This is a genomic window from Gemmatimonadales bacterium (assembly GCA_036265815.1).
Taxonomy (GTDB): Bacteria; Gemmatimonadota; Gemmatimonadetes; order Gemmatimonadales; family GWC2-71-9; genus CAVVWJ01.
The window spans coordinates 104,646-127,289 of record DATAOI010000027.1 but is presented as its reverse complement, the minus strand read 5'-3'; the positions used below and the strand labels follow the sequence as shown (position 1 = coordinate 127,289).

Genomic DNA, 22,644 nt, shown 5'->3' with positions numbered 1-22,644 from the left:
ATCCCTCGCTCGGCCCACTACCCCCCGCCGAACCCCCTACTTCTCCTTCGGAGAACAAGAATTGCTCCATGTTACGGAAGAGGAAGTCTTTGCTCTTCGGATCCCGCAGGTTAAGTCCGTAGTGGTTGATCAGCTGCTGTTGCATTTTGAGCCATTCGCCCCAGCAATTGCCACAGATCTCCGCAAACGCCCGCTTCCCGATCTCGTTGGGAAAGGGTTGAAATGCCATACCGTTACGGTCCTGCCCACAGCGAGTGCAATGCACGGTTGTCATGCCGGGAAAATAGACGGCTCCCGGAATGTGATCCAGTCTACGGGCTCCACTACCTCGACCAGTTACCTTGCATCAAGGGGTGAGTTGGCGCCGTTGCGACTCCGCTCTCCTGACCAGTCGGGCGCCGCTCGCCGTACCGAGACCGACGCCCAGGCCGAATACTACGACGGGCACGATGCTCAGGACCGGGAGCAGTGCCAGCGGCCACACCAGGAGGCCTGCAACCAGGCCGGCAAAGAGGGGAGCGAACGGGGACTGAACTGCATCCACGAAACGGAGCCGGCGCCGGACGAAATCACGAGCCAGCAGATAGCCGCCGAGGCCGGTGACGAGGGTGACGATGATCGGGAGCATGGCAAACCCCGGATTGAAGGAAATTGAGGCCACGTTACACTACGAAACGCGCGAGTCAATGTTTCAGGCCGAGCCCGCCCGCAGGCGGACCATATACGACCGAGGGACGTATCGCAGGTGGTGATGATCGTGTCCTTGCCCGGAAACTCTCAGGGGAGGAAACCACCGATGCCTAGACATCCGACAGTGCAGGTGCCCAACATCGGCCCGATGGATCATGCCTGGGACCTGCTCGGGGAGTGGCAAGCGGAGTTGGAGGTACCGGAGGGGGAAGCGCCGGTTCATGGAAAGGTGATGTTCCGCTCGTGGACTGACGCGGAGCTGCAGCTCGATCCGATCGAGGCGGCGATCGCAGGCATTCCCTCCAGCGTGCCGCTGGAGCGCGCGAGCGAGATCCATCTGACGGACGCGGGTGGCGGAGCGCTCCAGTGGGTGCTGCATGCGCCATCGACCAACTGGTCGCTGCAGGCCACCATGTGGCCGGGCTCGCTGCATCTCTTCGTGCACGATGCCGACGACGACGAGGAGCAGCTCTATCGGGCGCGCGCCACCCGCGCACAGGAGTACTATCTGCGGAAATATCCGCTCGATTCGAAGTGAGCTGACCGAATACTATCTATGGAGGTTCGTACACTGGAGCTGCCGCTCAAGGGGTTCGGTGCATCCCCGACAGCGGCCAAGGTGGAGCTGGTGGTCCTGACGCCGGCGGAGCGCCTCAAGCGGGCCGCGGTCCTGCTCGGGGTCTTCCTGCTAGTGGCTTTGGTGGCCCTGCCGGTCCCAATCGTCCATCTCTTTCTGGTCCCGGGCGCGCTCCTGCTCGGGCTCATGCTCTCGGCCCGCCGGCTTGGTCAGGTGAAGATTTTCCGCAGGGTCGAGGGGCGCTGCCCGTTCTGCGGAACGCAGCAGAGCTTCTCGGTGATGGGGCCGTTCAGGCTTCCCAAGCAGGTGCATTGCGTGCAATGCCATCGCGCCCTCGCGATCGAGGGCGAGGCGGAATAACCGTCCGCTGTTCACCACCTGACCACCGCGCTGCCCCACAGGAATCCCGATCCGAACGCGGTGAGCGCCACCAGATCTCCCGCCACGATGCGCCCCGAGCGCACGCACTCGTCCAGCGCGATCGGAATCGTCGCCGCCGTGGTGTTCCCGAAGTGCGTGATGTTGTTGTAGACCTGGTCGTCGCGCAGTCCGAGGGACTTCTGGATCATCTCAGCGATGCGGAGGTTGGCCTGGTGCGCCACCAGCACCTTGAGATCGGCGATGCTGTGGCCGGTAGCCGCCAGCGCGGCCCGGACCGACTCCGGCATCCGGATCACCGCATGACGGAACACCTCCTTCCCATCCATCTCGAGAAAGTGGCGTCCGGCCTCGATTTGCTCGTGGGAGACTCGCGGGTGATACATCGATCCCGGCGCGTCGACCCAGAGCTTCTCCGCGTGGGCCCCGTCGCCGTGCAGGTCGAAGCCGAGGATGCCCCGCTGGTCCTGACTCGGGCCGAGCACGGCCGCGCCGGCGCCGTCGGCGAAGATCACGGCGGTGTTCCGGCCCCGGGTGCTCACGTCGAGGCCGGTCGACTGGATCTCCGAGCCGACCACGAGCACCCGGCGGAACTGGCCGCAGCGGATGAAGGCATCCGCCACCGAGAGCGCGTACACGAAGCCGCTGCACTGATTCCGGATGTCGATCGAGGGGATCGCCCCCACTCCCAGCAGCCGCTGCAGGAAGACGCCGTTGCCCGGTGCAAAGTGGTCGGGCGAGGCGGTCGCATAGATGATGGCATCGAGCTCTCCAGCGGCAACGCCCGCCGTCTCGAGCGCGTTGAGCGTGGCTCTGAGCCCGAGCTCCGCGCCGGTCTCGCCTTCTCTCACCCAGCGGCGCTCCTGGATGCCGGTCCGGGTCCGGATCCATTCGTCGCTGGTTTCCATCGACTGAGAGAGCTCGTCGTTGGAAACGACTCGGTCGGGGACCGCCATTCCGGTTCCCAGAAATCGGCTGCGGGGTGTGGGATCAGAGTGCATGGACATAGTCATGGGGTTTCATGGCCCTCATGCCGAGCGCCGGACTCCGCTCCTCGGGACGAGCGCCCCTGCTGGTGTGCCAGCGCCGCATCGCCTACGCCCGCCGCCACCGCCGGATCACCCAGCCGATCCAGATCCAGATCAGCCAGCTCACCGTGAGCGGCCAGCTCATGCCGCGCCAGGTCTCCCAGAGCACGCCTGCGGGGGTGAGCCACAGGGGCCAGCCGCTGTCCGCCCGGAGGCGATGGCGTTCGATGATACGCACCGCCGGGAACCCGCGCCGGAGCTCACCCAGGATGCTGGGACAGAGGCCAGCCGGCGACGCCCGCCATCCCGGGGCGTGCACCAGGTTCCACACCATGCTGGTGGCACCCCAGCCATGGTTGTCGCTCACGCCCACGACGAACCGGTTGGTTCGCCGGGCGAGCGCGATCACCGAGTCCCGTTGTGCCTGGGTGATCTCGTTGGCCTTGGGCGCGGCGTTCACGATCTCGAACCCGTCCAGTCCCGCCCCCACCAGCCGATCGAGCGCGCTCCACAGGTGCTGCTGGTATTCCGGCAGCGACGCCAGTGAGAGCGCGCCGTAGACCGAGTCGCTGCTCCGGAGCAGGGTCAGCAGCCCGTCCATCGAGGCGCTGTACCGCCGCTGGTCCACCGGGAAGGAGTCACCCAGCAGGACGATGTGGGCATTCCAGGCGCTCACCTCGATGCCCGGGCAGCGGACCGGCGGTCCCGCATGCGGTCGGAGACCCTGGGTGGTGTTGTGATCGGTAATGAAAACGGCATCGAAGCCGGCGCGCCGGTGCCAGCGGAGGTTGGCCTCGCTGTCGTACCCTCGCATGAGGGTATGGCGGACGTCGTGGGACACGTTGGTGTGGCTGTGGAAGTCGACGGCCGCGTCGCCCGGATCGATTCCTGCGAGCGCGAGCATCGGCCGGTGCCACAGCAGTCCCACCAGGATGAACAGCAGCAGCCCCAGAAGAGCGCCCCCCAGCAGGCGCAATTCACCCCGGAGCCTGGAGCGGGGCAGGGGCGCGTCGCTCCAGGCGAACTGCCACCAGAGCGCCCGACCTCCTCGCCAGAGCAGGTACCCGACCAGGAGTCCGATCAGAAACCCACGCAGCCGGACCATGCTCAACATCGACACGCCATCCCACAGGCTGAACAGCGGAGCCAACAGCGCATACAGCCAGGGCGTGGCGAGATGCAGGCCGGCGGGCAGGGAAGCCCCCAACGGATCGCTCAGCGTAGGCGCCGCGGCCAGCCGTGCGGCGAGCACGCCGGTGGTCATCACGATCCGGCCGGCCAGACCGGAGCGCGACGAAGGCGGGGTGGAGCGTCGATGGGCTGGAATGCTGAAGAATATATCCCGAGATTCGGGGCTGTCGACACAGAAGCGAGGGGGAGCAATGGGCGAGCCTGACGACGTGGTGGACACCGAGGCGACAGTCCGCTGTCCCTACTGCGGCGAGCTGAATCAGATCGCCCTGGACCCGGGAAGTGGATCCACCCAGCAGTACATCGAGGACTGCCAGGTGTGTTGCCGCCCCTGGCGCGTTTTCGTCAATTACCTGGCGGACGGATCAGCGGAGGTGGCGCTGGAGCCCGAATCGGCTGAATGAGCCTTGGAGGTCAGATCCCACCGAACCACGGATACCCCTGATCCTCCCAGTACCCGCCCGCCCGTTCGCTGGTGAAGGTCATGCCCGTCAGATACTTGGTGAGCTTGTATCCCAGCTTGATCGGAGAGTACAACCGGAGCGGAGCGCCGTGGCGCATCTCCAGCGGCCGGTCGTTGTACGCGTAGGCCAGAATCGTTTGCGGGTGCATCGCGCTGGCAAGGTCCCAGCCGTTGTAGTACTTGCTGTCGAACGAGTCGAACCGGAGATAGCGAGCCGCCGGCGTCGGCTGCACCATGCTCACCACCGCCGAGACCGGCACGCCCGTCCAGGTGCCAATGGCCGTCCAGCCCTCCACGCAATGGTGCTTCACGGTGTAGGTGACGCGCGGAAGCTGCTGGAGCATGGCAGCGGAGAGCTGCACCGGCTGCTTCACCAGGCCGCCCACTTCCAGCGCCCACCTGTCGGGATCCGGCAGCGCGGGGAACGCGCCGGTTCGATTGTGGGTGATCGAGTAGGCCGGAAAGTCCGCGGGTGACGTCCGCGCCGCCACGGGATATTGTCTGGCCAGCCTGGTGCGAGAGAGAAAGATCTTCTCACTGACCCAATCGTTCAGCCGTCCGAACGCGCGGAGCCGTGGCTCGAGCGGCCCGCCGTCCCACCCGCAGGCCGCAAGCAGCGAGACCGGCCCGGCCACCACTCCCAGCCGCATGAAGTCGCGGCGGCTCAACCCCCGTCTATCGTCAGTCATGACTGGGAAACCTCCCCCGGTACCAGCCGGTGATCATCGCCCGCAGCGACGCGGGGTCCACCAGGAAGACCAGCGCCACGTGCAGGAGCGTGAATCCGATGAACAGCCAGACCGCCACGAAGTGCCAGTAGCGCGCCAGTTCGTAGCCGCCGAACAGCCCGGTCAGCCAGGCGAGCTGGACCGGCTTGTAGATCGCGAAGCCGCTCAAGGCCGAGATGACGCCCAGCACGATGATGAAGCTGTACGCCGCCTTCTGCAGCGCGTTGTGCTTGCCCTGGGCCGGATGCTCCTGACGCAGCCTCAAATAGTAGAGCTGCATCTGGATCGCGGGCCCGACGTCACGGGGACGGAACGCCAGGGCACGCCACTCCCCGGTCACCAGCAGGAAGCCGAGATAGAGGAGGCCCGTCAGCACGAACGGCCAGGCGAGGGCGAAGTGCCAATTGAGGCCGCCGGCGAGCCAGCCACCCAGCCGGGCCCACGCGGGGATCGACGAGCCGTCCAGGGGATTCGGCACTGGCAGGGGTACGCCGCGCAGACCGAAATGGCGATACGCCATGTAGATCTGCAGCCCGCTGGCGATCATGCCGAACAGAACGACGGCATTGAGCCAGTGGGCCAATCGGACGATGCCGTGGTGCCGCTTCACGAGAATTGACGCGGGATCCATCGACCGGCTCCGGGAAAGTAAAGTGCGAAAGTGCGGGGGACTGGACGGTAGGTTGAAACGCCGCGGAACGGAAGATGGTTCCGACGCCCTCAATGTCCCAGTACTTGCGCCGCCGCGCGCCGACCGCTGGCGAGTGCGCCATGTACCGTGGCGTTCCGCCCTTTCTCGGCGGTGGCCTCGCCCGCGAGGAAGAGGGTGTCGGAGATAGGCGTGGCCAGCAGCCGGCGCGCCGGACGCGCACCGACGCCGCCATAGCTGTAGGCTCCCAGCGCGAGGGGATCGCTCACCCAGTCGTGGGCATACGACTGCACCAGCCGATCCCGCACCAGTTTCGGCCGCTGCCCGAAAATCGCAGCCGCCGACTTCACCGCCCTGCTCAGGAGCTCCCCCGGCGTGAGGCCGGCCAGGACCGCGGCGCGGGGTCCGCCGGTCCACCCGGTCAGGATTGGCAGCTCCTTCGGCAGCGAGGTCCACCAGACCGGGAACGCCTCTTCGCCACCGTGGACGAAGCCCGGCAGGGAGTCGTCCGGCCTGGCCCACCAGATCTCATCGAAATGCAGCACGATCCGCTGCGCGGCTCCCATGTGGAGCGCTCCGAAGGCGCCCTGCCAGCCCGGGGGCTCCGGGTCGATCCGAACGGCGCCGCGGGTTCCCTGGGTCGCCTTGAGCACGCCGAGGGGGAGCGTGATGATCGCCTTCGACCCGGTGATCTCGGACGGTCTGCCGGCCCAATCCCGGGCGGACACCCGGACCCGTCCGGGACGCCAGGCGATCTCGGTTATCGTGGTCTCCAGCCGGAGCTCGACCAACTGGGTGGGGAGCCGTGCCCGGAGCCAGTCGGCCAGGCGGCTGTAGCCCTCTCGGACCCGGAAGCTTTGTTCTCCGTCCTCCGCTTCCGCAGCCTCCGCCTCGGCGAGTGCGTGGCTGCCGATCTTGTCGAGTGCGGCGGCGTGAAAGCTCTCGATGTACTCCACGGCCGTCTTCACGTCGTCCGACAGCTCGACGGCGCGTTGACGCAGCAGCTCGGCAACCGGCCGGTCGGGCTCCTCTTCCGGTTCCGGGCCAAGCAGCCCCTGGACCTGCTCCCGGATATCGGGCAGGGGGCGTTCCATCCCACCCTGCTCTTGCTCGTGCCACTCCGGCACGCGATCCAGGGCGAGACCGGCGGTGCCGATCAGGGCCCGTAGCTCGGGCGGCCGGCCGTGGACGAACTCCGCGCCCAGCTCGATGGGATGCTGCAGGGCCGGAGAGTGAACCGTGTGAACCCGTCCGCCTACCCGGTCGCGTCCTTCGAGGATGAGGACCTTGCAGCCGGCGGCGGCAAGCCGCTCCGCAGCCGCGAGTCCCGCGATCCCGGCCCCCAGGACGACGATGTCGTCGGTCGACCCGCCGGTTGCCGGGCTATTCGTAGCGGAGTGCCGTGATGGGGTCCAGCTTGGCGGCGCGCCGGGCGGGCCAGATCCCGAAGAAGAGACCCACCAGGGCGCTGAATCCGAAGGCGATGACCACCGCGCTGCCTGAGATCAGTGTGTTCCACTTCATCACCCGGGCGAGCACCACGGTGGTTCCCGCGCCCAGCAGCACCCCGATGAGGCCGCCGAGCACGCAGAGGGTGAGCGCCTCGATGAGAAACTGGAGCAGGATGTTGTTCCGGGTGGCGCCGAGCGCCTTGCGCACCCCGATCTCCCGGGTGCGCTCGGTCACCGAGACCAGCATGATGTTCATGATCCCGATCCCACCGACGATCAGGCTCACCGCCGCGATGCTCGCCAGGAGGGTGGTGAACACCTGGGTTGCCTGCTGCTGAGTCTGCAGCACGTCCTGCTGGTTGCGGATGGTGAAGTCGTTCTCGCCACCGGGACGGATGTGATGTTCCCGCCGCAGCACCCGCTCCAGGTCGACCATGCCCTGCTCGATAGGGACGCCGTCCTTCACCTGGACTCCTATGGAGCGGAGCCGTTTGGTGCCGAAGACCCGGTACTGGGCGGTCTGCAGTGGAATCAGGATCTGCTCGTCGGGATTGGTGAAGCCGCCGGCCGCACCCTTGGAGCTCAGCACCCCGATGATCTCGAAGGGAATGCCCCGGATCAGGATAGTCTGGTGGATCATCGCCGTCGGATTGCCGCCGAGCATCTCCGGCACCGAGGAGCCCAGCACCGCGTAGCGTTGCCGGCTGGCATCGTCTCCGGCGGTGAACATCCGTCCGTAGGGGACGGTGTAGTTGCGGACCTGGATGTAGTTCGGAGTCGTCCCGGTGACCTGGAGATTGCGGTTCTGGTTGCCGTAGACCACCTGAAGGGCCTGCTGCATCTCCGGTTCCACCGCCGCCAGCAGGGTGGCGTCTTGCAGCAGGGCCTGGTAGTCGTCGGTGCTCAGGATGGTGCGGTCGGTCATCATGATCGCGCCGCTCCGGCCCTGACCGGCGAAGACGGTGAGTACGTTGGCCCCGAGCGCGGCGATCCGCTCTTCCACCGCCTTCTGTGCCCCGGTCCCCAGGGCGACCATAGTGATCACCGCGCCGACACCGATGATCATGCCGAGCATGGTGAGGATCGATCGGAGCGCATTGGCCCGGATCGACTGAAACGCGACCGCGAGGGTCTCGCCGAAGAGCATGCTTACCGCGGCGCTGGAGCGGTTGTCTGGGAGCCGCCGCCTGCCGGTGCGGAGGTCTGCTGCCGCATGCCCGGCACACCGCCACCACCGGTGACCTGGTTGAAGCGTTGCTTCATATCCTGCTGCGACTGGACCAGGCTGGCGCTCGGCAGCACGTACACCGAGTCACCGCGGCTGAGGCCCTGGGTCACCTCGCTGTAGTCGAGATCGGTGAGGCCGGTGCGGATCCAGACCGGCTTCGGCTGTCCGTTGCGCCTCACGAACACGACGTAGCGCCCGCCGGTGCCAGTGCCGTAGCTGCCCTGCCGCTGTCGTCCGCCAGCCCGATCCTGGCGCCATGCCGCGCCCATCCGTTCCCGGCCGGAATCGGAACGAGCGGCCAGCGCCGGCCGGGCGCCGGTTGAGTCGCCGCGCGCCAGCAGGGAGTCGCGCCGCGGCCCGCCATCGGTGGTCCGGGCACCGGCCCCGTTTCCGGAGCCAGGGGCGGTGGCTGCCAACTCCTGTTGCACCGTCTGGGGCGAGAGTCCCAGGACCTGCGCCGCCGATCCGACGTCGCGCTGGGTGCGAAGCGCGGCGTTGGGCACGGCCAGCACGCTGTCCCTGCGACCGACGTGGATCTCGACCTCCGTATTCATGCCGGGCCGGAGCAGCCCCTCCCGATTGTTGATCCGGATCAGGACCGGAAACACGGTGACGTTCTGCTCCGTCTGAGCCTGTGGCTCGATCTTGAGCACGGTGCCGTCGAACGGGCGGTTGGGATAAGCATCCACCGTCACGGTGGCGGCCTGGCCCACCTGGATCTTTCCGATGTCGGTCTCGTCCACCAGGGTCCGGACCTGGACCAGGTTGAGGTCCGCCATCTTGAGCAGGGTGGTGCCGCCGCTGACATTGGTGACGGCGGAGGCGATCACCTGCCCGCGCTCCACATCCTTCTCGATGATCGTCCCGGTGATGGCCGCGCGGACGTCGGTGTCCTCGAGCTGGATTTTCGCGTTGTCCACCGCCACCTGCGCGCGCACCACCTCGGACTTGGCGTTGGCGTAATCCAGCTGGGCCTGCTCCTGCTCCTGCTGGGTGATCGACTGCGACTTGAACAGCTCGTCCGACCGGCGCTTCTGGCTGGTGGCGTTCTCCAGCTTGGCCTTGGCCACGTCGAGGTCCGCCTGCGCCTGCGCCAGCGCGTTCCGGGCGTTGCGAGGGTCGATCCTGACCAGCGGCGCACCCCGCTTCACGATCTGCCCCGTCTCGGCCAGGAGCGCGAGAATCTCCCCTGAGGCTTTGGACTTCACCTCGACGGTCGTGTCCGGCTGAATGGTGCCCGCGGCCTGGGCGGAGACCACGATGTCGCGCGGCTCGACCGCCACGGCCAGGTACGGCGAGGGCGGAGCCGCCTTCCGGCAGCCCGCGGAGGCTGCCGCCAGCACCACGGCGGCCGCGATCGCTCTCGATCTCATCTGGCCTCCGCCGGGAAGTCCCGCTCCACGTGACCGTCCTTGAGGTGCACCTGCCGACGTGCGTGCGCGGCGATGTCCAGCTCGTGCGTCACCAGCAGGATCGTCTGGCCTTCCCGGAACAGACCCTCGAACAATCCCATGATCTCCTCACTGGTGCCGCTGTCGAGGTTCCCGGTGGGCTCATCCGCGAGGAGAATGCTGGGCTTGTTGACCAGTGCGCGAGCGATGGCGACCCGTTGCCGCTGCCCGCCCGAGAGCTCGTTGGGCCGGTGCTGCATCCGGTCCGCCAGCCCGACCCTGGTGAGCGCCTCCGAGGCCAGCTCCCGCCGTTCCCGGCTGCCCAGTCCGGCGTACACCAGGGGGAGCTCGACATTGTGCAGCGCGGACGCCCGGGGCAGCAGGTTGAACGTCTGGAAGACGAAGCCGATCTCCCGATTCCGGATTCGCGCCAGCTCGTCGTCCTCCAGCTCGGAGACCCGGTGGCCGTTGAGCCAGTACTCGCCGGCGGTAGGGCTGTCGAGACAGCCGATGAGATTCATCAGGGTCGACTTCCCCGACCCCGACGGACCCATGATGGCCACGAACTCGTTCTGCCGGATGGTGAGGTCCACGCCCCGGAGCGCGCGCACCACCTCGCCGCCGATATCGTAGTCCCGCTGCAGATTGCGGGTCACGATCACCGCGTCACGCGGGACGTCGGTGGGCAGCATCGCCATCCGCTCGGCGGTGTCGGTCAGAGCACCGGTCACAGGGTCCGTCCGATCAGCGCTTCCAGCTGCGCCTTGGAGCGAAGGTAGTCGAACCGCGCATTCACCACGTCGACCTCCGCCTGGTTGAGGGCTTCCTGCGAGGTGAGCACATCCACGATGGTCGACGCTCCCACCCGGTAGCGCTCCTGCTGCACCCGCAGATCTTCGGTGGCCGCAGCCACGCTGGTCTGGGTGATCTCGATCTTGCTCCGTGCCGCGTCCAGCTCGGCCAGGCGGGCGGTCAGCTCGGCCTCGACCGCCCGGCGCTCGTCGGCCGCCGTGGCCTCGGCCACCTCCAGACTCGCCTCGCGCTGGGCGATGGTCAGCTCGCGGTCGAAGCGGTCGAACAGCCGCCAGCTCAGCGCCAGACTGATCTGTCGCTGGTTGAGCAAGGTATAGTCGTTGGCCCGGTTCCCGTTCCATCCGGTGTTGGCCGCCAGCGTCAGGCTGGGCCAGTAGGCCGACCGGGAGGCGCTGAGATTGGCCCGCGCCACCCCCGCGCCGGCCAGCGCGCTCTGCACCCGGGGCGACTTCGAGTCTGCCTCCACCCGGATCTCCTGCGTGTCGACGGCGGGCAGGACCCGGTAGAACGCAGAGTCGTCGGCCGCGCGGATTCGGCCGACCTGCCCGATGAGACGTGCCAGGTTGGCCTCGGCGGTGGCCAGGTCGATCTGGGACTGGATCAGGTTGAGCCGCGAGGTGCCCAGGTTCACCAGCGAACGGAGCGAGTCGGACCGGGTGGCCGATCCGGCATGCAGCTTGGCGACCGAGACCTTGAGCTGCTCCTCCGCTCGCCGCACGCTCGCCTCGCGTACGCCCACCAGTTGGGCCCCGGCCAGCGCGTCCAGGAACTGGTTAGTGGTGGTCAACGCCTGCTGAAACCGGGCATCCACCAGAGAGACGTCCGCCTGGGTCTGGCCGGCCCGGGCCGCGCGCATTTCCGCCCCGCGCCGGAAGCCGGTGAAGAGGTCCAGGCTGGCCGACAACGAGGTGTTGATGCTTCGGTTGGTGCTGTTCCCGCTGGTGAGCAATCCGGTGATCGGGTCGATGCGGGAGGCGCCTTCCGAGAAGAAGTCGCTCGCCGACGAGCTGGCGGTCAGAGAAGGGAGAAAGGCGCCCCAGGCGTTCCGTCGCTCCGCCCCGGCGGTTCGCACGTCGGCCTGGGCCTGGACAATGTCCGGCTGGACCCGTTCGGCCAGACGGATCGCTTCTGCGAGCGTGACCTCCCGCTGCTGGGATACCAGCCGGGAGGCGGACACGACGGAGAGGGCCAACGGGAGGACGAAGGAAGCTCTCATGCCAAGGTGCAATCTCCTGGGGTCCCGGAAGATAGCCCAGAAATCATTGAACCACAGGATTCGTGTCCGGCTGGGACCGTCGCGGCGGACGGGGGCCGGAGAACGGTGTCGGGACCCCGACCAGTCACGGGGGGCGCCTGGCCACTGCGCTGGGGTGCCGCCCCGAACACCGTGGGCTCCTGCACTCGACCATGGCTACAGCGAGGGGGCCGGCAATGTTTGTATAGGCGCGGGTGGGCAGGGGGCGGGGGCCAACGAAATCGGGAGGTGTCCTGTATACTGACACGAATCCATCGGCGGCGGCACCGGGGCCGGCCGACCGTGGCAACCCCAGTCATGACAGTGAGGGAAGGGTACGCACGATTCCACACTCGCTCTGGAGCCGACTCTTAGCTCTGGCCCGGCCGCCAGCCGCCTCCCGGCAGGGGCTCCGGGTCTCCGGCTCGTGGTGAGCGCAGGCGAGGCGGCAACCATTCCCGCGCCGTCCCCTCCACCCCCGCCCGACGCGGAAGAGACTGCTGCACTGGTCCGGGTCCAGTCGGGTGAGACCGAGCCGTTCGATCTGCTGGTCCGGCGCTACATGCGGTCCGCGTTCACCATCGCGTTTCGTATCGTGGGCCACAGGGAGGATGCCGAGGACGTCGTGCAGGAGGCCTTTCTCGCCGCGCTCGCAAACATCCACACGTTCGATACCTCCCGACGGTTCGGACCGTGGCTCTACCGGATCGTGGTGACACGAGGGCTCAACCTCCGGAAATCGCGCGCCCGGCGGCGGACCGAGTCGCTGGAGATCGCGCCCCTGGCCAGCGGCACTCCCAGCCCGGCGCTGGAGGCCGAGCGATCCGGCCTGCGGGCGGAAGTGGCGGCGGCGCTCGCGCGCTTGCCCGAGCGCCAGCGCATGGTGGTTCAGTTCTTCGAGCTGGACGGCTTCTCCGGCGCGGAGATCGCCGACATGCTCGGCATCTCGCCCGGAACCGTCCGCTGGTACCTCCACCAGGCACGCCAGGCGCTTCGCGGCATGCTCGCCCACCTGCAGGAGACGCCAGGATGAACGATCCCTCGCGCTGGTCATTCGATCAGGACCCACCCCGTGATGCCGCACTCGAGCGGTTACTGCGCGCGGCGGACCGTCCCGCGCCGGGCGCGGACGTGGATTGGGAGCGGATGCATGCTGCAATCCTCCGCGGCGTTCACGGCGCAGCCGCGCCCCGGGAATGGTGGGATGTGGTGGTACAGTGGCGCCGGGCGGCCGTCGCCGCCGGGGTGGCGGCGCTCGCCGCCGGAGCGCTGCTTTGGCGGGCCGAAGCGGCTGGATCGGATCTCGCGCTCGCCGATGCCGCACCCGAGTCGGTGGCCCTCGCCCAGGTGGTCGCTGCGTATCCGGACGATGCCGTCCTGACATCGCTGGTGCAGGGCGACGGCAATGACGAGTTCACCTCGTGGGGAGTCCAATGAGCGAGCCTCGAAAATCCCGGCTGATCGCTGGCATCGTCATCGTGCTAGTATTTTTCGCCGGAGTCGTCGCCGGCTTCTTCCTGCATCACGGGTGGCTCTGGCGGCACGGGCCCCCTGGGTTCGCGGTGGGTGGTCCCCCGGCGCCGCCGCCGGGCGTGAAAGACTGGATGCTCAAGCGGCTCGACCGCGAGCTCAAGTTGACACCGGAACAGCACGTGCGGATCGACAGCGTCCTCACCCGGCGCGAGGCCGACATCCGGTCGCTCATGAGCCAGACGCGCCCGCGCTTCGATTCGATCGCGGCCCGGACCCGCAGTGAGATCCAGGTGGTGCTCACCCCGTCGCAGCAGGAGGAGTTCGCCAAGATCACCCGGCGATTCGAGAGCCGGCGGGGGCACCTGCAAGGCCGGTGAGGACCCTTTGGGCCGCGATTGCGGTCCGGGGAGGGGCGGCTAGCGGTCCGCCCGCCGGCGGAATGCCTCGCGCGAGGCGCCCAGGGCCAGCCAGCCGCAGAGCACACCGAAGACGTACGCCGTAATCGTGGGTAACGCGAAGAACAACACGCCGAGCGAGACGAACAGGACGGTCAGTGGCAGGAAGACAGACCGGCGGGCGTTCCCGATGAGCGTTCGCACGGTCAAGGCGGCGTGCCGCCGTCGCTCACGCGTGCTCCGTCGGTAGCTGGACGGCAGCACCTCCGGGTCTTCCCTGCGGAGCACGGTAGGCAGCGCCGAGCTGATGCGGCTCGGACCCCGGACCGGCCGGCGGGTGACCTCCCGGCTTCTGGCGATATCCAGTCGGAACTGGCGCTCCATGGCGTCGGCCAGCTCGGGGTGCTCGATGAGCACATCCAGCTCCCAGTTGCCCAGCAGGCTCGACGGATTCAGGTTGCTCGAGCCGATCCGGCTCCATCGGCCATCGGCGACGATGGCCTTGGCGTGCAGCATCGGGCCGTCCCACTCGTAGATCCGGACCCCGTTCCGCAACAGGTCCCGGTATCCGATCCGGGAAAGATTCCGGATGAACGGCAGGTCGCTGGAGCCCGGAACCAGCAGCCGTACGTCTACCCCGTCACGGGCGGCGTCGCGCAGCGCCTGAAAGAGCCGCGGAGGCGCCACCAGGTACGCATCGGTGATCCACAGCCGATTGATGCTGCCGGCGGCGAGCAGCTCGATCACCCGGTACGCCCGCTCCCGGCCCGGCTCGCCGCCGATGACCCGAACCTCCGCGTCGCCCTGCGGTGCCACCCGCCCGGCCACGTCCTCGTCGGGCAGGCGGCCGCCGGCCACCTGCCAGGTGACCGCGAACGCCTGATCCAACACCGCGGAGGCCGGCCCGGCGATCTCGACCGCCGTGTCCCGCCAGGGTTTCCCTCCAGCGACCTCCTCCCCGGTCCATTCGCACCCGATGCAGAGGCCGCCGATCACCGACCGGGCGCCATCGGCGACGACCAGCTTCCGATGGTTGCGCGAGAGGTTGGGGACCAGGTCGATGGCCTGCAGGGGCCGGAACGCCCGGACCTCGACGCCGGCCTGGCGCAGCGAGCGCCAATACTTGCGGGAGGTGCCGATCGATCCCAGCCCGTCATAGAGCACGCGCACGTGGATGCCTTCGCGGGCGCGTGTGGCGAGGAGCTCCGCGAAGCGCCAGCCGGCGGCGTCGCTCCGGATGATGTAGTTCTCGAAGTGGACCCAGCGAGTGGCCCCGCGGATGACGTCCAGCATGGCCTCGTAGGCATCGGGGCCATCGATCAGAAGCCGCACGTCGTTGCCGGGCACGGGACGGCCGCCGGCCGCCCGATTGATTGCGCACGCGACCGATTGCTCCGGGCTCCCGGCCGCGCCTCCGGTCATGCGCCTCCAAGTCCGAGCGAGCGCTCCTGCGGACGGAGCGCGGCGAGCACGAAGCCGATGTGCTCGTCCAGCGGCACCCCCAGCTCGGCGGCGCCCTGCAGCACGTCCTCCCGGCTCACGCCCCGGGCGAACGCCTTGTCCTTGAGCTTCTTCTTGACACTGGAGACCTCCAGGTCCTGCAGGCTGCGGGACGGGCGCACCAGCGCGCAGGCGACCAGGAAGCCGCACAGCTCGTCCACCGCGAAGAGCGCCCGCGCCAGGGGCGTATCGCGGGCGACACCGGTGTAGTTGGCGTGTCCCAAGATGGCGCGCTGCATCGGCTCCGGGAGCCCCATCGCGGCCAGCCGCCGCACCCCTTCTGCAGGGTGCTCCTCCGTGGCCGAGTGCGCCGCGTTGGGGAAGCGCTCGTAGTCGTAGTCGTGGAGCAGTCCAACGAGACCCCACGCCTCGGGGTCCTCTCCCGCGCGCTCCGCCATTGCCCGCATGGCGATCTCGACCGCGTACATGTGCTTCCGCAGCGCGTCGGAGGCGGTGTACTCGTACATGAGGGCGAGGGCGCGTTCACGATCGAGGGACATGAAGACTCCGAAGGCCGTCAGGACTGCTGAGCGTATCCGGCGGTGAGCGGAACCCGGCTGGCGATCTCGTCGTCGAGCGTGATCTCGAAGGCGTACGGTCCCGGCCGTGGCAGGGGCACGTCGAAGACCAGCACGGCTCCGGCCTCGACATCCACCACACCGGCCGGCGGCTCGCCGAACTGCACCGTGCCCTCGCCCCCCAGCAGCTCCGTCCCGGCCTCGTCCACGAAGCGGATCCGGATGGTGTGGATTCCGATCTCGGTCCGCCGCCCCCGCACCCGAAGGACCAGATGAGTGCGGGGGCAGACCGACGGGAAGTTGGTCAGCCAGACGTGCTGAAAGATGCCCAGGACGCTGAGCTTGCCCTGCTGATCGATGAGGGCATAGTCGGCGACGATGGCGAAGTCGAGGTGCAGGTCAGACGACCCGGATCGAGGTGATCACGTCGTTCTGCTTGATGCTGTTGACGACGTCCATGCCTTGGCGAACCTGGCCGAACACGGTGTGCACCCGATCCAGGTGGGGCTGCGGAGAATGGCAGATGAAGAACTGGCTGCCACCGGTATCCTTGCCGGCATGGGCCATGGCGAGCGTGCCGGCCACGTGCTTGTGGGTGTTCAGGTGCGTCTCACACTTGATCTTGTAGCCCGGACCGCCGGTGCCGACGCGAGGATTGTTGGGATCTTTGGAGTAGGGGTCACCACCCTGGATCATGAAGTTGGGGATCACCCGGTGAAACCGGGTGCCGTCGTAGAACTCGCTGTTGGCGAGCTTCTCGAAGTTGGCCACGGTGTCGGGTGTCTCGGCGTCGAAGAGATCGGCGACGATGGTGCCCTTGCTGGTCTCGATCGTTGCGGTCTTGGCCACGGAATCCTCGTATTCCTGAAGGTGTGCCGAAATCTAATACCCGGAGAGCTCAGTCCCGCGCCGCCGTCGGACGGAGCGCCCGGAGCACGGCTTGCCAGGCGTCGAGGTCTTCCGCCGGTGGGCCGCAGGTCATGCCCGTGCAGCCATAGGCCCGCGGGGACTTCGCCGAGCTCACCATTCCCGCGAGCGCCGCCGGAAGCGTCCGGCTCGTCGCGTCCGCCGGGATGATCCACTGGACGATTCGACGGGGGAGAAACCCCGCGAGTGCCTCGCGGTGCATCCGGGCGGCGGTGGGGTCGTCCCGCTCGCCGACGATCACCAGATGGGTCACCGGATGGAGCTGCCAGTCGACCGCCAGGAGGTAGGCCGCCGCATGCAGTCCCAGCTCCGCGGCGCGTCCGGCGAACGCCCGAACCAACGCCTCTCCCCGCTCGCGCCATCGTGGCGCGGTGGTAATCTCGAATAGCCGGGCGCATACGATGCCTGCCACGCCGTTGGGCGAAGGCGTCGGCGTGTCCTGGACCGGCTTCGCTCGAGCGGGCAAGAGGCCGGGCTCGGTTCCTCGGCCTCGCGCCGTGTCGAAGAAACCGCCGCCCTCCAGGTCCCAATAGTCGGTCCAGACCCGGTCCATGAGCCGCTCGGCCCAGTTGAGCCAGGGAGCGTCGCCGGTGATCTCGTAGGCATCGAGCGCCGCCGCCGCTGTCTGTACCTGATCATCAAGCAACCCACTGACACCCCCGGGCGTATGGGTCAGTGCATCGGGGCCCGCTCCGTCCTCGGGCATCACGACCGCGGCTTCCCGCCGGATGAGCTTGAGGGTAGCCAGGGCGTGACGCCGAGCCCACTCGTCACCCAGCACGGCGTTGGCCCGCAGCATCGCCGAGGCCATCATCGCGTTCCAGCTGGTATAACGGGTGTGATCGACGAACGGCGCGGGCCGGCGCTCCCGCGCCGCCCGAAGCTTGTCCCCGGCCGACCGGAGCAGTCCGCCGACTTCGGCTTCGCCTCGCCGTATCCGAACGGCGAGCGCGCCGACGGTGCTGGCTACGAAGAGGACGTTCTTCGCCGGATCGTGCTGCATCTCTCCGGCTGTGCCGATGTCGTAGTAGGCTGCCGCAACTTCCAGCTCGTCCGGCTCGAGCACGGCGGCCGCCTCGTCGCGGGTCCAGGTGAAGTAGTCGCCGTCGTCTTCCAGGCCGACGTCGGCGTCCTGGCTGGCAGCGTATCCGCCGGCGGGACTCGAGGCCACTTCACGGACCCAGCGTACGATGCCTCGCGCGGTTTCGGCGTACTCCTCGGTCCCGAAGAGCGCATACGCGTCGAGGTAGACCTTGAGCAGCTCGGAGTTGTCGTACGCCATCTTCTCGAAGTGGGGCACGATCCACTCGGCATCCACGCTGTAGCGGTGGAACCCTCCACCTAGCTGGTCGTACACCCCGCCTCGCGCCATTCCCCGGAGGGTGCGGTCGATCATGGTGCGCTCCGGCTCGGTCGGATGGTCGCTCCAGCGATGCAGCAGCAGCGTCACCGCTCCCGGATGGGGAAACTTGGGCTCGCGCCCGAATCCACCGTGCACCGGATCGAACACCTTCCCCATCTGCTCGACGGCCTGGTCGAGCACCTGGGATGAGGGGTCTCCCGGGGCTCCTTCGTCGAGGTCGGCATCGAGGGCCCGGCGGATCGCATCTGCCTGCGCCTGCACCTGGTGCCGGCGGTTCCGGTACGCCTCGAGCACGCTCTGGAGGACCGCGCGGAACCCGGGGCGGCCGTACTTCCCGTCTGGCGGAAAGTAGGTGCCTCCGTAAAACACCTCACCGGACGGCGTGAGGAAGGCCGTCAATGGCCAGCCGCCCTGCCGAGTGAGCGCCTGGACGGCGCGCTGATACCGCGCATCCACATCGGGCCGCTCGTCCCGATCGACCTTGACACAGACGAAGTTCTGGTTCAGGAACTCGGCCAGCGCGGGGTCCTCGTACGACTCGCCATCCATGACGTGACACCAGTGGCACCAGACCGCTCCGATGTCGAGCAGCACCGGCCGGTCCGCATTGGCTGCCGTGGAGAACGCCTCCTCTCCCCAGGGGTACCATTGAATCGGCTGATGGGCGGCGGACTTGAGATAGGCTGAGGCAGATTCAGCCAGACGGTTGCTGGTCATGCCGGAAAGCTATCCCGCTCGTCCGGGACACGTCGGTGACGCCCGGCCGGAAACGGCCGGCCGGAAAGGAAAAGGGCGCAGGTGAGTGCGCCCTTGACGTGCGGACCGCACCGTCGATGACGGTCAGGTTCCAGTCTTTTTGTGGCTCAACGAGTAGACATATGCCGCGACCGCCTTCACCTCGTCATCAGTGATGGTCGAGCCACCTCGCGGCGGCATCACGATGCCGCTCTTGGACTGCTCCTTGGGAACCCCGGTCGTGACCTGCTTCACGATTGCATCGTAGGAGCCGTCGCTGTGGAGCCACTCGGCATCGGTGAGGTTGGGCCCGACCGTGCCCTCCGCGTTCGCGCCGTGGCAGGCGTAACAGTTTCCCTTGCCGTGGAAGATGCTGTCGCCCTGCGTGATCATGGCGGGTGTCACGCCGGCCGGAGCCTGCGCGACAGCGGGAGGGGCGCTCAGCGCCACCAGAGACGCGAGCAGCAGACCGAGGCGAGTCCGAATGTCCATCTATGGCTCCTCTAGCAGGGGGCGACGGCGCCGATCGAAGGTTCTTCCTGGAGAATAAGGCCCGCGAGAGGCGGGTCAAGGCGGCGGCAGAGCAAACGGCGGACCGGACCTGATTAGGAGAGCGAAGGTGTTGGCTGGATTGCGCTTAGCGAGCAGTGTGCGACGGTCGAAAGGGACGGCCCGACCTCAGTTCGTCCCCTCCGCTGGAGGGATGGTGGCCTCTGCGCCGAGGCGCAACGGGGCCGATCGGAAGATCGCCGCATCATAAGCGCTGCGAGGATTCCACAGCACCCACGAGGAGATCCCCAGCTCCTCCGCCGCCCGGATCTGTTCCCGCACGTGGGCCGGCGTGTAGTGCGGCTGTCCTAGCGTGAAGGCCTGCAGGTACGGACGGATCTCCGCCGTCTTCCCCAGGGGCCGGGAGCGCTTGAGCGCGTCCTGCATGGCCCGGCGAATCACCAGGTACGGCTCGCTGTTCGGATGTTTGATGCTGTAGTAGCCCCCGAAGTAGTGGCTGGGGTAGACCATCGGAAGCACCACGTCGGCCGTGGTGACCAGGTCTTCCCACATCTGACCGATTCCCATGTCGGTCGGCGCGCTGGTGGTGAGGCCGAACACGTCGATGGTGAAGGGCACGCCGAGCGAGCGGGTGCGGTCGCGCAGCAGCCGGAGATTTCGAGTCACGCCCTCCCGCTTGGTCTCGCCCGGATGCCGGCCGGGAAAGAGGGCCTGCGCCAGCCGGCTCTCCGGCTCATCCGGGAAGCGGACGTAATCGTACTGGACCTCGGCAAAGCCAAGCCGGACCGCTTCCGCCGCCAGCTGGGATGCGTAGACCCAGACCGAGTCGTTGAAGGCATCGACCCAGGCAAAGTCGAGCCGGTCGCGCCAGAGCCCTCCGTTGACGTGCTTGACCGACCACTCCGGCTTCTTGGCCGCGAGGAGCGGGTCTTTGGCCACCACGATCCGGGCGATGGGATAGATCCCGTGCTCCTGCATGACCCGGAGGCGCTCCTGGATGTCCCGGGCGCGCCGCTGGGTATTGGCCCCGATCTCGATCGCGGTGGGAACCTCGGAGCGGTAGGTGAGGTACCCGGTGTCGTCCTTGACGTCCACCACGAAGGCGTTGACCTCGGTCCGGTCCGCCAGGCGCACCAGATCGTAGAAACGCTTCCCGCCGAACGCCCACGCATTCACGTAGACGGCGTGGATGGCCGTGGGCGGGCGGGTGAGTGGTGGCGCGGGCCAGTAGCTCGGAATCTCGACCGTCGGAACGGCAAACAGGGAGTCGGGTGCGGGCGGCGCCGGCGGGAGCTCGTCGCCCCAGCCAGGCTGCTGCGCGGAAAGCGATGCAATGTGCAGGGTGATCGCGAGAATGGCGCACGCGACTGGACGGATCATCGGACCCAAATCGTTGTGGGGAAACGGACTTAGGCGCCCACCTGGGCGCCTGTCCGCATCCGCCACGCAAATCAGGGGCCTGGAGGAACCTGCTTGATCTCCACTCGGCGGTTGGCCGCGAGGCCGCGCGGCGTGGTGTCCGGAGTCAGTGGTACGCTGGCACCGTATCCTCTCGCCAGCATCTGTTGATAGGGAACTCCCTTGACCACCAGGTAATCCCGCACCGCCTCGGCCTGGAGCGAGGTGAGCCGCAGGGCCTCGGCCGGCGACCCCGACCTGCTGTCGGTGTGGGCCCCGATCTCGATGCGGACCGACTTGTCGGCCAGAAGCAAGGTGGCCACCGAGTCGAGCGCCTGATACGAGCCCGGCTGCAACCGCGCGGTGCCCGGATCGAAGCCCACACCGGGCAACACGCCGGCGAGGATCGCGCCGCCGGCACCTCGGCTCGGCCCTGCCCTCGGCTGGGCCTGTCGTGGCGGCTGGGCCTGAGGTTGGCCCTGCGCCGGGGCAGCCGCACGGGCCGGTGGCGAAGGGGCCGGAGCGGGTGCGGCGGATGGGTTCGGCGGGGCCGCCTTGGCGGGCGCCTGGTTCGGGGCGCAACCGGCGGTATTCACCGCGGCTCCGGCCGGCGACCTGGGGCACTGATCGAGCCCGTCGAGGACGCCGTCGCCGTCCTCGTCCCCCGGGCAGCCCAGCGCATCTACTGTAGCCCCGCGGGGAGTATCGGAGCAGCGATCCAGCCCGTCGGGGATGGCATCTCCGTCACTGTCCTTGGGACAGCCGCGAGGATCGACCAGCACGCCGGCCGGCGTTGCCGGACAGCGGTCGAGGCCGTCGGGGATGTTGTCGCCGTCGGTATCGTGGGTGCAGCCGCTCGCGTCCACCGATGCGCCGGCCACGGTGTTGGCGCAGCGGTCGACCCCGTCGGGCACGCCGTCGCTATCGGAGTCGCTGGGGCAGCCGCGACCGTCCACCTGGGCCCCGGCGGGTGTATCCGGGCACCGATCCCGATTATTGAGAATCCCGTCTCCATCGCTGTCGGGCACCGGCTTGCTCCCCAGCATGTAGCTGAGCCCGAGATTGATGCCCACGTTGGAGAAGCTGATCGGCGGCAGATTGCCGATCGAGTCGCTCTTGTTACGGGTGAGGAGTCCCTCGGTGCGGATCAGGAGCGCCGGCGTCAGCGCGGCCCGGAAGCCCACACCGGCCGCCAGGGCTCCACTGCCGCCGCAGGGAGGCTCGAGGGGGCCACTCGACACTCCCGGGCAGTCGCTACCATACCTGGTGGTGCCGCCGCCCAGCTTGAGATAGACCGAGCTGGATGACCCGATGAGGACGTTGTAGAGCAGGGACGCGGTGAAGTTCTTGACGCTCACCCCCACATCGGCCGCCTTGGTGTGGGGCGACGCGAAGCCGCCTTCCACCTCCGCCGAAAAGTTGAGCGGCAGCCAGAGGCCGAGTCGTCCGACACCACCCGGGGCCCCTCCCAGATCGGTGGGATCGCCAAAGGACTGGTAGCCGCCGGCGGCGCCGAGCTCGACGAAATACTTTCGCTGCTGGGCGGCCGCGGGAGTGCCGCACGGGAAGAGCAAGGCCAGGCACAGGAGAATTCGGAGCCCGGTCGTCACGCTCCCCACGGGGAGTGGGTAGGTTCGCATGGATCATATAGATACGGTATCGAATCAGGCCTGACAAGGCGCCGCGTCACCGGCCCCCCCGTCCCCTTGGCAGCGGCCCACGGGACCGCTACGATTCGCGGCGGCTTCCGCTGCGCTCCCCTTGGAGGAACCGAGATGCAGGTCACGATCGAGTTCTGCGTCGTCTGAAACTATCAGCCGCGAGCCGTCGGTCTGATGGCTGAGCTGAAAGAGCGTTTTCCCGATGCCGACATCCGCCTGATCCAGTCCTCCGGCGGCGTGTTCGAGGTCACGGTGGACGACGATCTCATCTTTTCCAAGAAGGCACTCCGCCGCCATGCGGAACCGGGAGAGATCATGGCCCTGATCGGCCGCTCCCGCTGAC

25 protein-coding genes are annotated in these 22,644 nt (G+C 67.9%); 7 read left to right on the top strand and 18 right to left on the bottom strand.

From position 1 onward, the window contains the following. Window positions 1-346: 346 nt before the first annotated feature. Window positions 347-661, bottom strand: coding sequence for a hypothetical protein (locus VHR41_05460; GenBank protein HEX3233621.1), 315 nt, complete (start codon window positions 659-661; stop codon window positions 347-349). 135 nt (window positions 662-796) lie between these two features. On the opposite strand from VHR41_05460, the gene VHR41_05455 reads away from it, so the two are divergent. Then, window positions 797-1,228 (top strand): hypothetical protein, encoded by a 432-nt coding sequence (locus VHR41_05455; GenBank protein HEX3233620.1) that lies wholly within the window; start codon window positions 797-799, stop codon window positions 1,226-1,228. 18 nt (window positions 1,229-1,246) lie between these two features. Further along, entirely contained in the window at window positions 1,247-1,627 is a 381-nt protein-coding gene (locus VHR41_05450) for a hypothetical protein (GenBank protein HEX3233619.1), read from the top strand. A gap of 11 nt (window positions 1,628-1,638) precedes the next feature. On the opposite strand, the gene VHR41_05445 is transcribed toward VHR41_05450, so the two are convergent. Both VHR41_05445 and VHR41_05440 read right to left on the bottom strand, forming a co-directional pair. Beyond that, window positions 1,639-2,646, bottom strand: a complete 1,008-nt coding sequence (locus tag VHR41_05445; protein HEX3233618.1) for a beta-ketoacyl-ACP synthase III — start codon at window positions 2,644-2,646, stop codon at window positions 1,639-1,641. A gap of 94 nt (window positions 2,647-2,740) precedes the next feature. Continuing rightward, on the bottom strand, window positions 2,741-3,937 hold the full coding sequence (locus VHR41_05440; protein HEX3233617.1) for a hypothetical protein: 1,197 nt from the start codon (window positions 3,935-3,937) through the stop codon (window positions 2,741-2,743). Window positions 3,938-4,055: 118 nt separating this feature from the next. On the opposite strand from VHR41_05440, the gene VHR41_05435 reads away from it, so the two are divergent. Further along, a complete protein-coding gene (locus tag VHR41_05435; protein HEX3233616.1) occupies window positions 4,056-4,268 on the top strand; it encodes a CPXCG motif-containing cysteine-rich protein in 213 nt (70 codons plus the stop codon). Window positions 4,269-4,278: 10 nt separating this feature from the next. Here VHR41_05435 and VHR41_05430 read toward each other — a convergent pair whose 3' ends face one another. The 7 genes from VHR41_05430 to VHR41_05400 form a co-directional block, all read right to left on the bottom strand. Beyond that, window positions 4,279-5,016 (bottom strand): molybdopterin-dependent oxidoreductase, encoded by a 738-nt coding sequence (locus VHR41_05430; GenBank protein ID HEX3233615.1) that lies wholly within the window; start codon window positions 5,014-5,016, stop codon window positions 4,279-4,281. After that, window positions 5,009-5,686 carry a cytochrome b/b6 domain-containing protein gene (locus VHR41_05425; GenBank protein ID HEX3233614.1) on the bottom strand — a complete coding sequence of 226 codons (678 nt, stop codon included), beginning with the start codon at window positions 5,684-5,686 and terminating at the stop codon, window positions 5,009-5,011. The genes VHR41_05430 and VHR41_05425 overlap by 8 nt, the downstream gene beginning before the upstream one ends. An 89-nt stretch (window positions 5,687-5,775) precedes the next feature. After that, window positions 5,776-7,050, bottom strand: coding sequence for an NAD(P)/FAD-dependent oxidoreductase (locus VHR41_05420; GenBank protein HEX3233613.1), 1,275 nt, complete (start codon window positions 7,048-7,050; stop codon window positions 5,776-5,778). A 37-nt stretch (window positions 7,051-7,087) separates the two neighbouring features. Beyond that, the gene (locus VHR41_05415; protein ID HEX3233612.1) at window positions 7,088-8,302 is read right to left on the bottom strand and encodes an ABC transporter permease; all 1,215 of its coding nucleotides are present in this window, start codon (window positions 8,300-8,302) and stop codon (window positions 7,088-7,090) included. Window positions 8,303-8,304: 2 nt separating this feature from the next. Continuing rightward, complete coding sequence (locus tag VHR41_05410; GenBank protein HEX3233611.1) at window positions 8,305-9,756, bottom strand: efflux RND transporter periplasmic adaptor subunit; 1,452 nt, start codon at window positions 9,754-9,756, stop codon at window positions 8,305-8,307. After that, window positions 9,753-10,505 (bottom strand): ABC transporter ATP-binding protein, encoded by a 753-nt coding sequence (locus VHR41_05405; GenBank protein HEX3233610.1) that lies wholly within the window; start codon window positions 10,503-10,505, stop codon window positions 9,753-9,755. The genes VHR41_05410 and VHR41_05405 overlap by 4 nt, the downstream gene beginning before the upstream one ends. Continuing rightward, window positions 10,502-11,803: a TolC family protein gene (locus VHR41_05400; protein HEX3233609.1), complete on the bottom strand. Its 1,302-nt coding sequence runs from the start codon at window positions 11,801-11,803 to the stop codon at window positions 10,502-10,504. The genes VHR41_05405 and VHR41_05400 overlap by 4 nt, the downstream gene beginning before the upstream one ends. A gap of 448 nt (window positions 11,804-12,251) precedes the next feature. On the opposite strand from VHR41_05400, the gene VHR41_05395 reads away from it, so the two are divergent. From VHR41_05395 to VHR41_05385, 3 genes are read left to right on the top strand one after another with little or no spacing between them, the layout of a single operon-like run. Continuing rightward, window positions 12,252-12,854, top strand: a complete 603-nt coding sequence (locus VHR41_05395) for a sigma-70 family RNA polymerase sigma factor (GenBank protein ID HEX3233608.1) — start codon at window positions 12,252-12,254, stop codon at window positions 12,852-12,854. Continuing rightward, window positions 12,851-13,258: a hypothetical protein gene (locus VHR41_05390; protein ID HEX3233607.1), complete on the top strand. Its 408-nt coding sequence runs from the start codon at window positions 12,851-12,853 to the stop codon at window positions 13,256-13,258. Before VHR41_05395 ends, VHR41_05390 begins: the two co-directional genes overlap by 4 nt. Further along, the gene (locus VHR41_05385) at window positions 13,255-13,671 is read left to right on the top strand and encodes a hypothetical protein (GenBank protein HEX3233606.1); all 417 of its coding nucleotides are present in this window, start codon (window positions 13,255-13,257) and stop codon (window positions 13,669-13,671) included. Before VHR41_05390 ends, VHR41_05385 begins: the two co-directional genes overlap by 4 nt. A gap of 39 nt (window positions 13,672-13,710) precedes the next feature. On the opposite strand, the gene VHR41_05380 is transcribed toward VHR41_05385, so the two are convergent. From VHR41_05380 to VHR41_05345, 8 genes are all read right to left on the bottom strand, one after another. Continuing rightward, a complete protein-coding gene (locus tag VHR41_05380; protein ID HEX3233605.1) occupies window positions 13,711-15,111 on the bottom strand; it encodes a phospholipase D-like domain-containing protein in 1,401 nt (466 codons plus the stop codon). Next, window positions 15,108-15,689 carry an HD domain-containing protein gene (locus tag VHR41_05375; protein ID HEX3233604.1) on the bottom strand — a complete coding sequence of 194 codons (582 nt, stop codon included), beginning with the start codon at window positions 15,687-15,689 and terminating at the stop codon, window positions 15,108-15,110. The genes VHR41_05380 and VHR41_05375 overlap by 4 nt, the downstream gene beginning before the upstream one ends. Before the next feature lie 17 nt (window positions 15,690-15,706). After that, window positions 15,707-15,967 (bottom strand): hypothetical protein, encoded by a 261-nt coding sequence (locus VHR41_05370; protein HEX3233603.1) that lies wholly within the window; start codon window positions 15,965-15,967, stop codon window positions 15,707-15,709. Between the two features lie 139 nt (window positions 15,968-16,106). Then, window positions 16,107-16,556 (bottom strand): peptidylprolyl isomerase, encoded by a 450-nt coding sequence (locus VHR41_05365; protein ID HEX3233602.1) that lies wholly within the window; start codon window positions 16,554-16,556, stop codon window positions 16,107-16,109. A 49-nt stretch (window positions 16,557-16,605) separates the two neighbouring features. Beyond that, the gene (locus tag VHR41_05360) at window positions 16,606-18,714 is read right to left on the bottom strand and encodes a thioredoxin domain-containing protein (GenBank protein ID HEX3233601.1); all 2,109 of its coding nucleotides are present in this window, start codon (window positions 18,712-18,714) and stop codon (window positions 16,606-16,608) included. Window positions 18,715-18,837: 123 nt separating this feature from the next. Beyond that, on the bottom strand, window positions 18,838-19,224 hold the full coding sequence (locus VHR41_05355) for a c-type cytochrome (GenBank protein HEX3233600.1): 387 nt from the start codon (window positions 19,222-19,224) through the stop codon (window positions 18,838-18,840). Between the two features lie 186 nt (window positions 19,225-19,410). Beyond that, window positions 19,411-20,622 carry a putative glycoside hydrolase gene (locus tag VHR41_05350; protein HEX3233599.1) on the bottom strand — a complete coding sequence of 404 codons (1,212 nt, stop codon included), beginning with the start codon at window positions 20,620-20,622 and terminating at the stop codon, window positions 19,411-19,413. 71 nt (window positions 20,623-20,693) lie between these two features. Next, window positions 20,694-22,280 carry an OmpA family protein gene (locus VHR41_05345; GenBank protein ID HEX3233598.1) on the bottom strand — a complete coding sequence of 529 codons (1,587 nt, stop codon included), beginning with the start codon at window positions 22,278-22,280 and terminating at the stop codon, window positions 20,694-20,696. Window positions 22,281-22,415: 135 nt separating this feature from the next. Between VHR41_05345 and VHR41_05340 the strand changes: the two genes are divergently transcribed. Then, window positions 22,416-22,643 carry a SelT/SelW/SelH family (seleno)protein gene (locus tag VHR41_05340; GenBank protein ID HEX3233597.1) on the top strand — a complete coding sequence of 76 codons (228 nt, stop codon included), beginning with the start codon at window positions 22,416-22,418 and terminating at the stop codon, window positions 22,641-22,643. Window position 22,644: the final 1 nt, after the last annotated feature.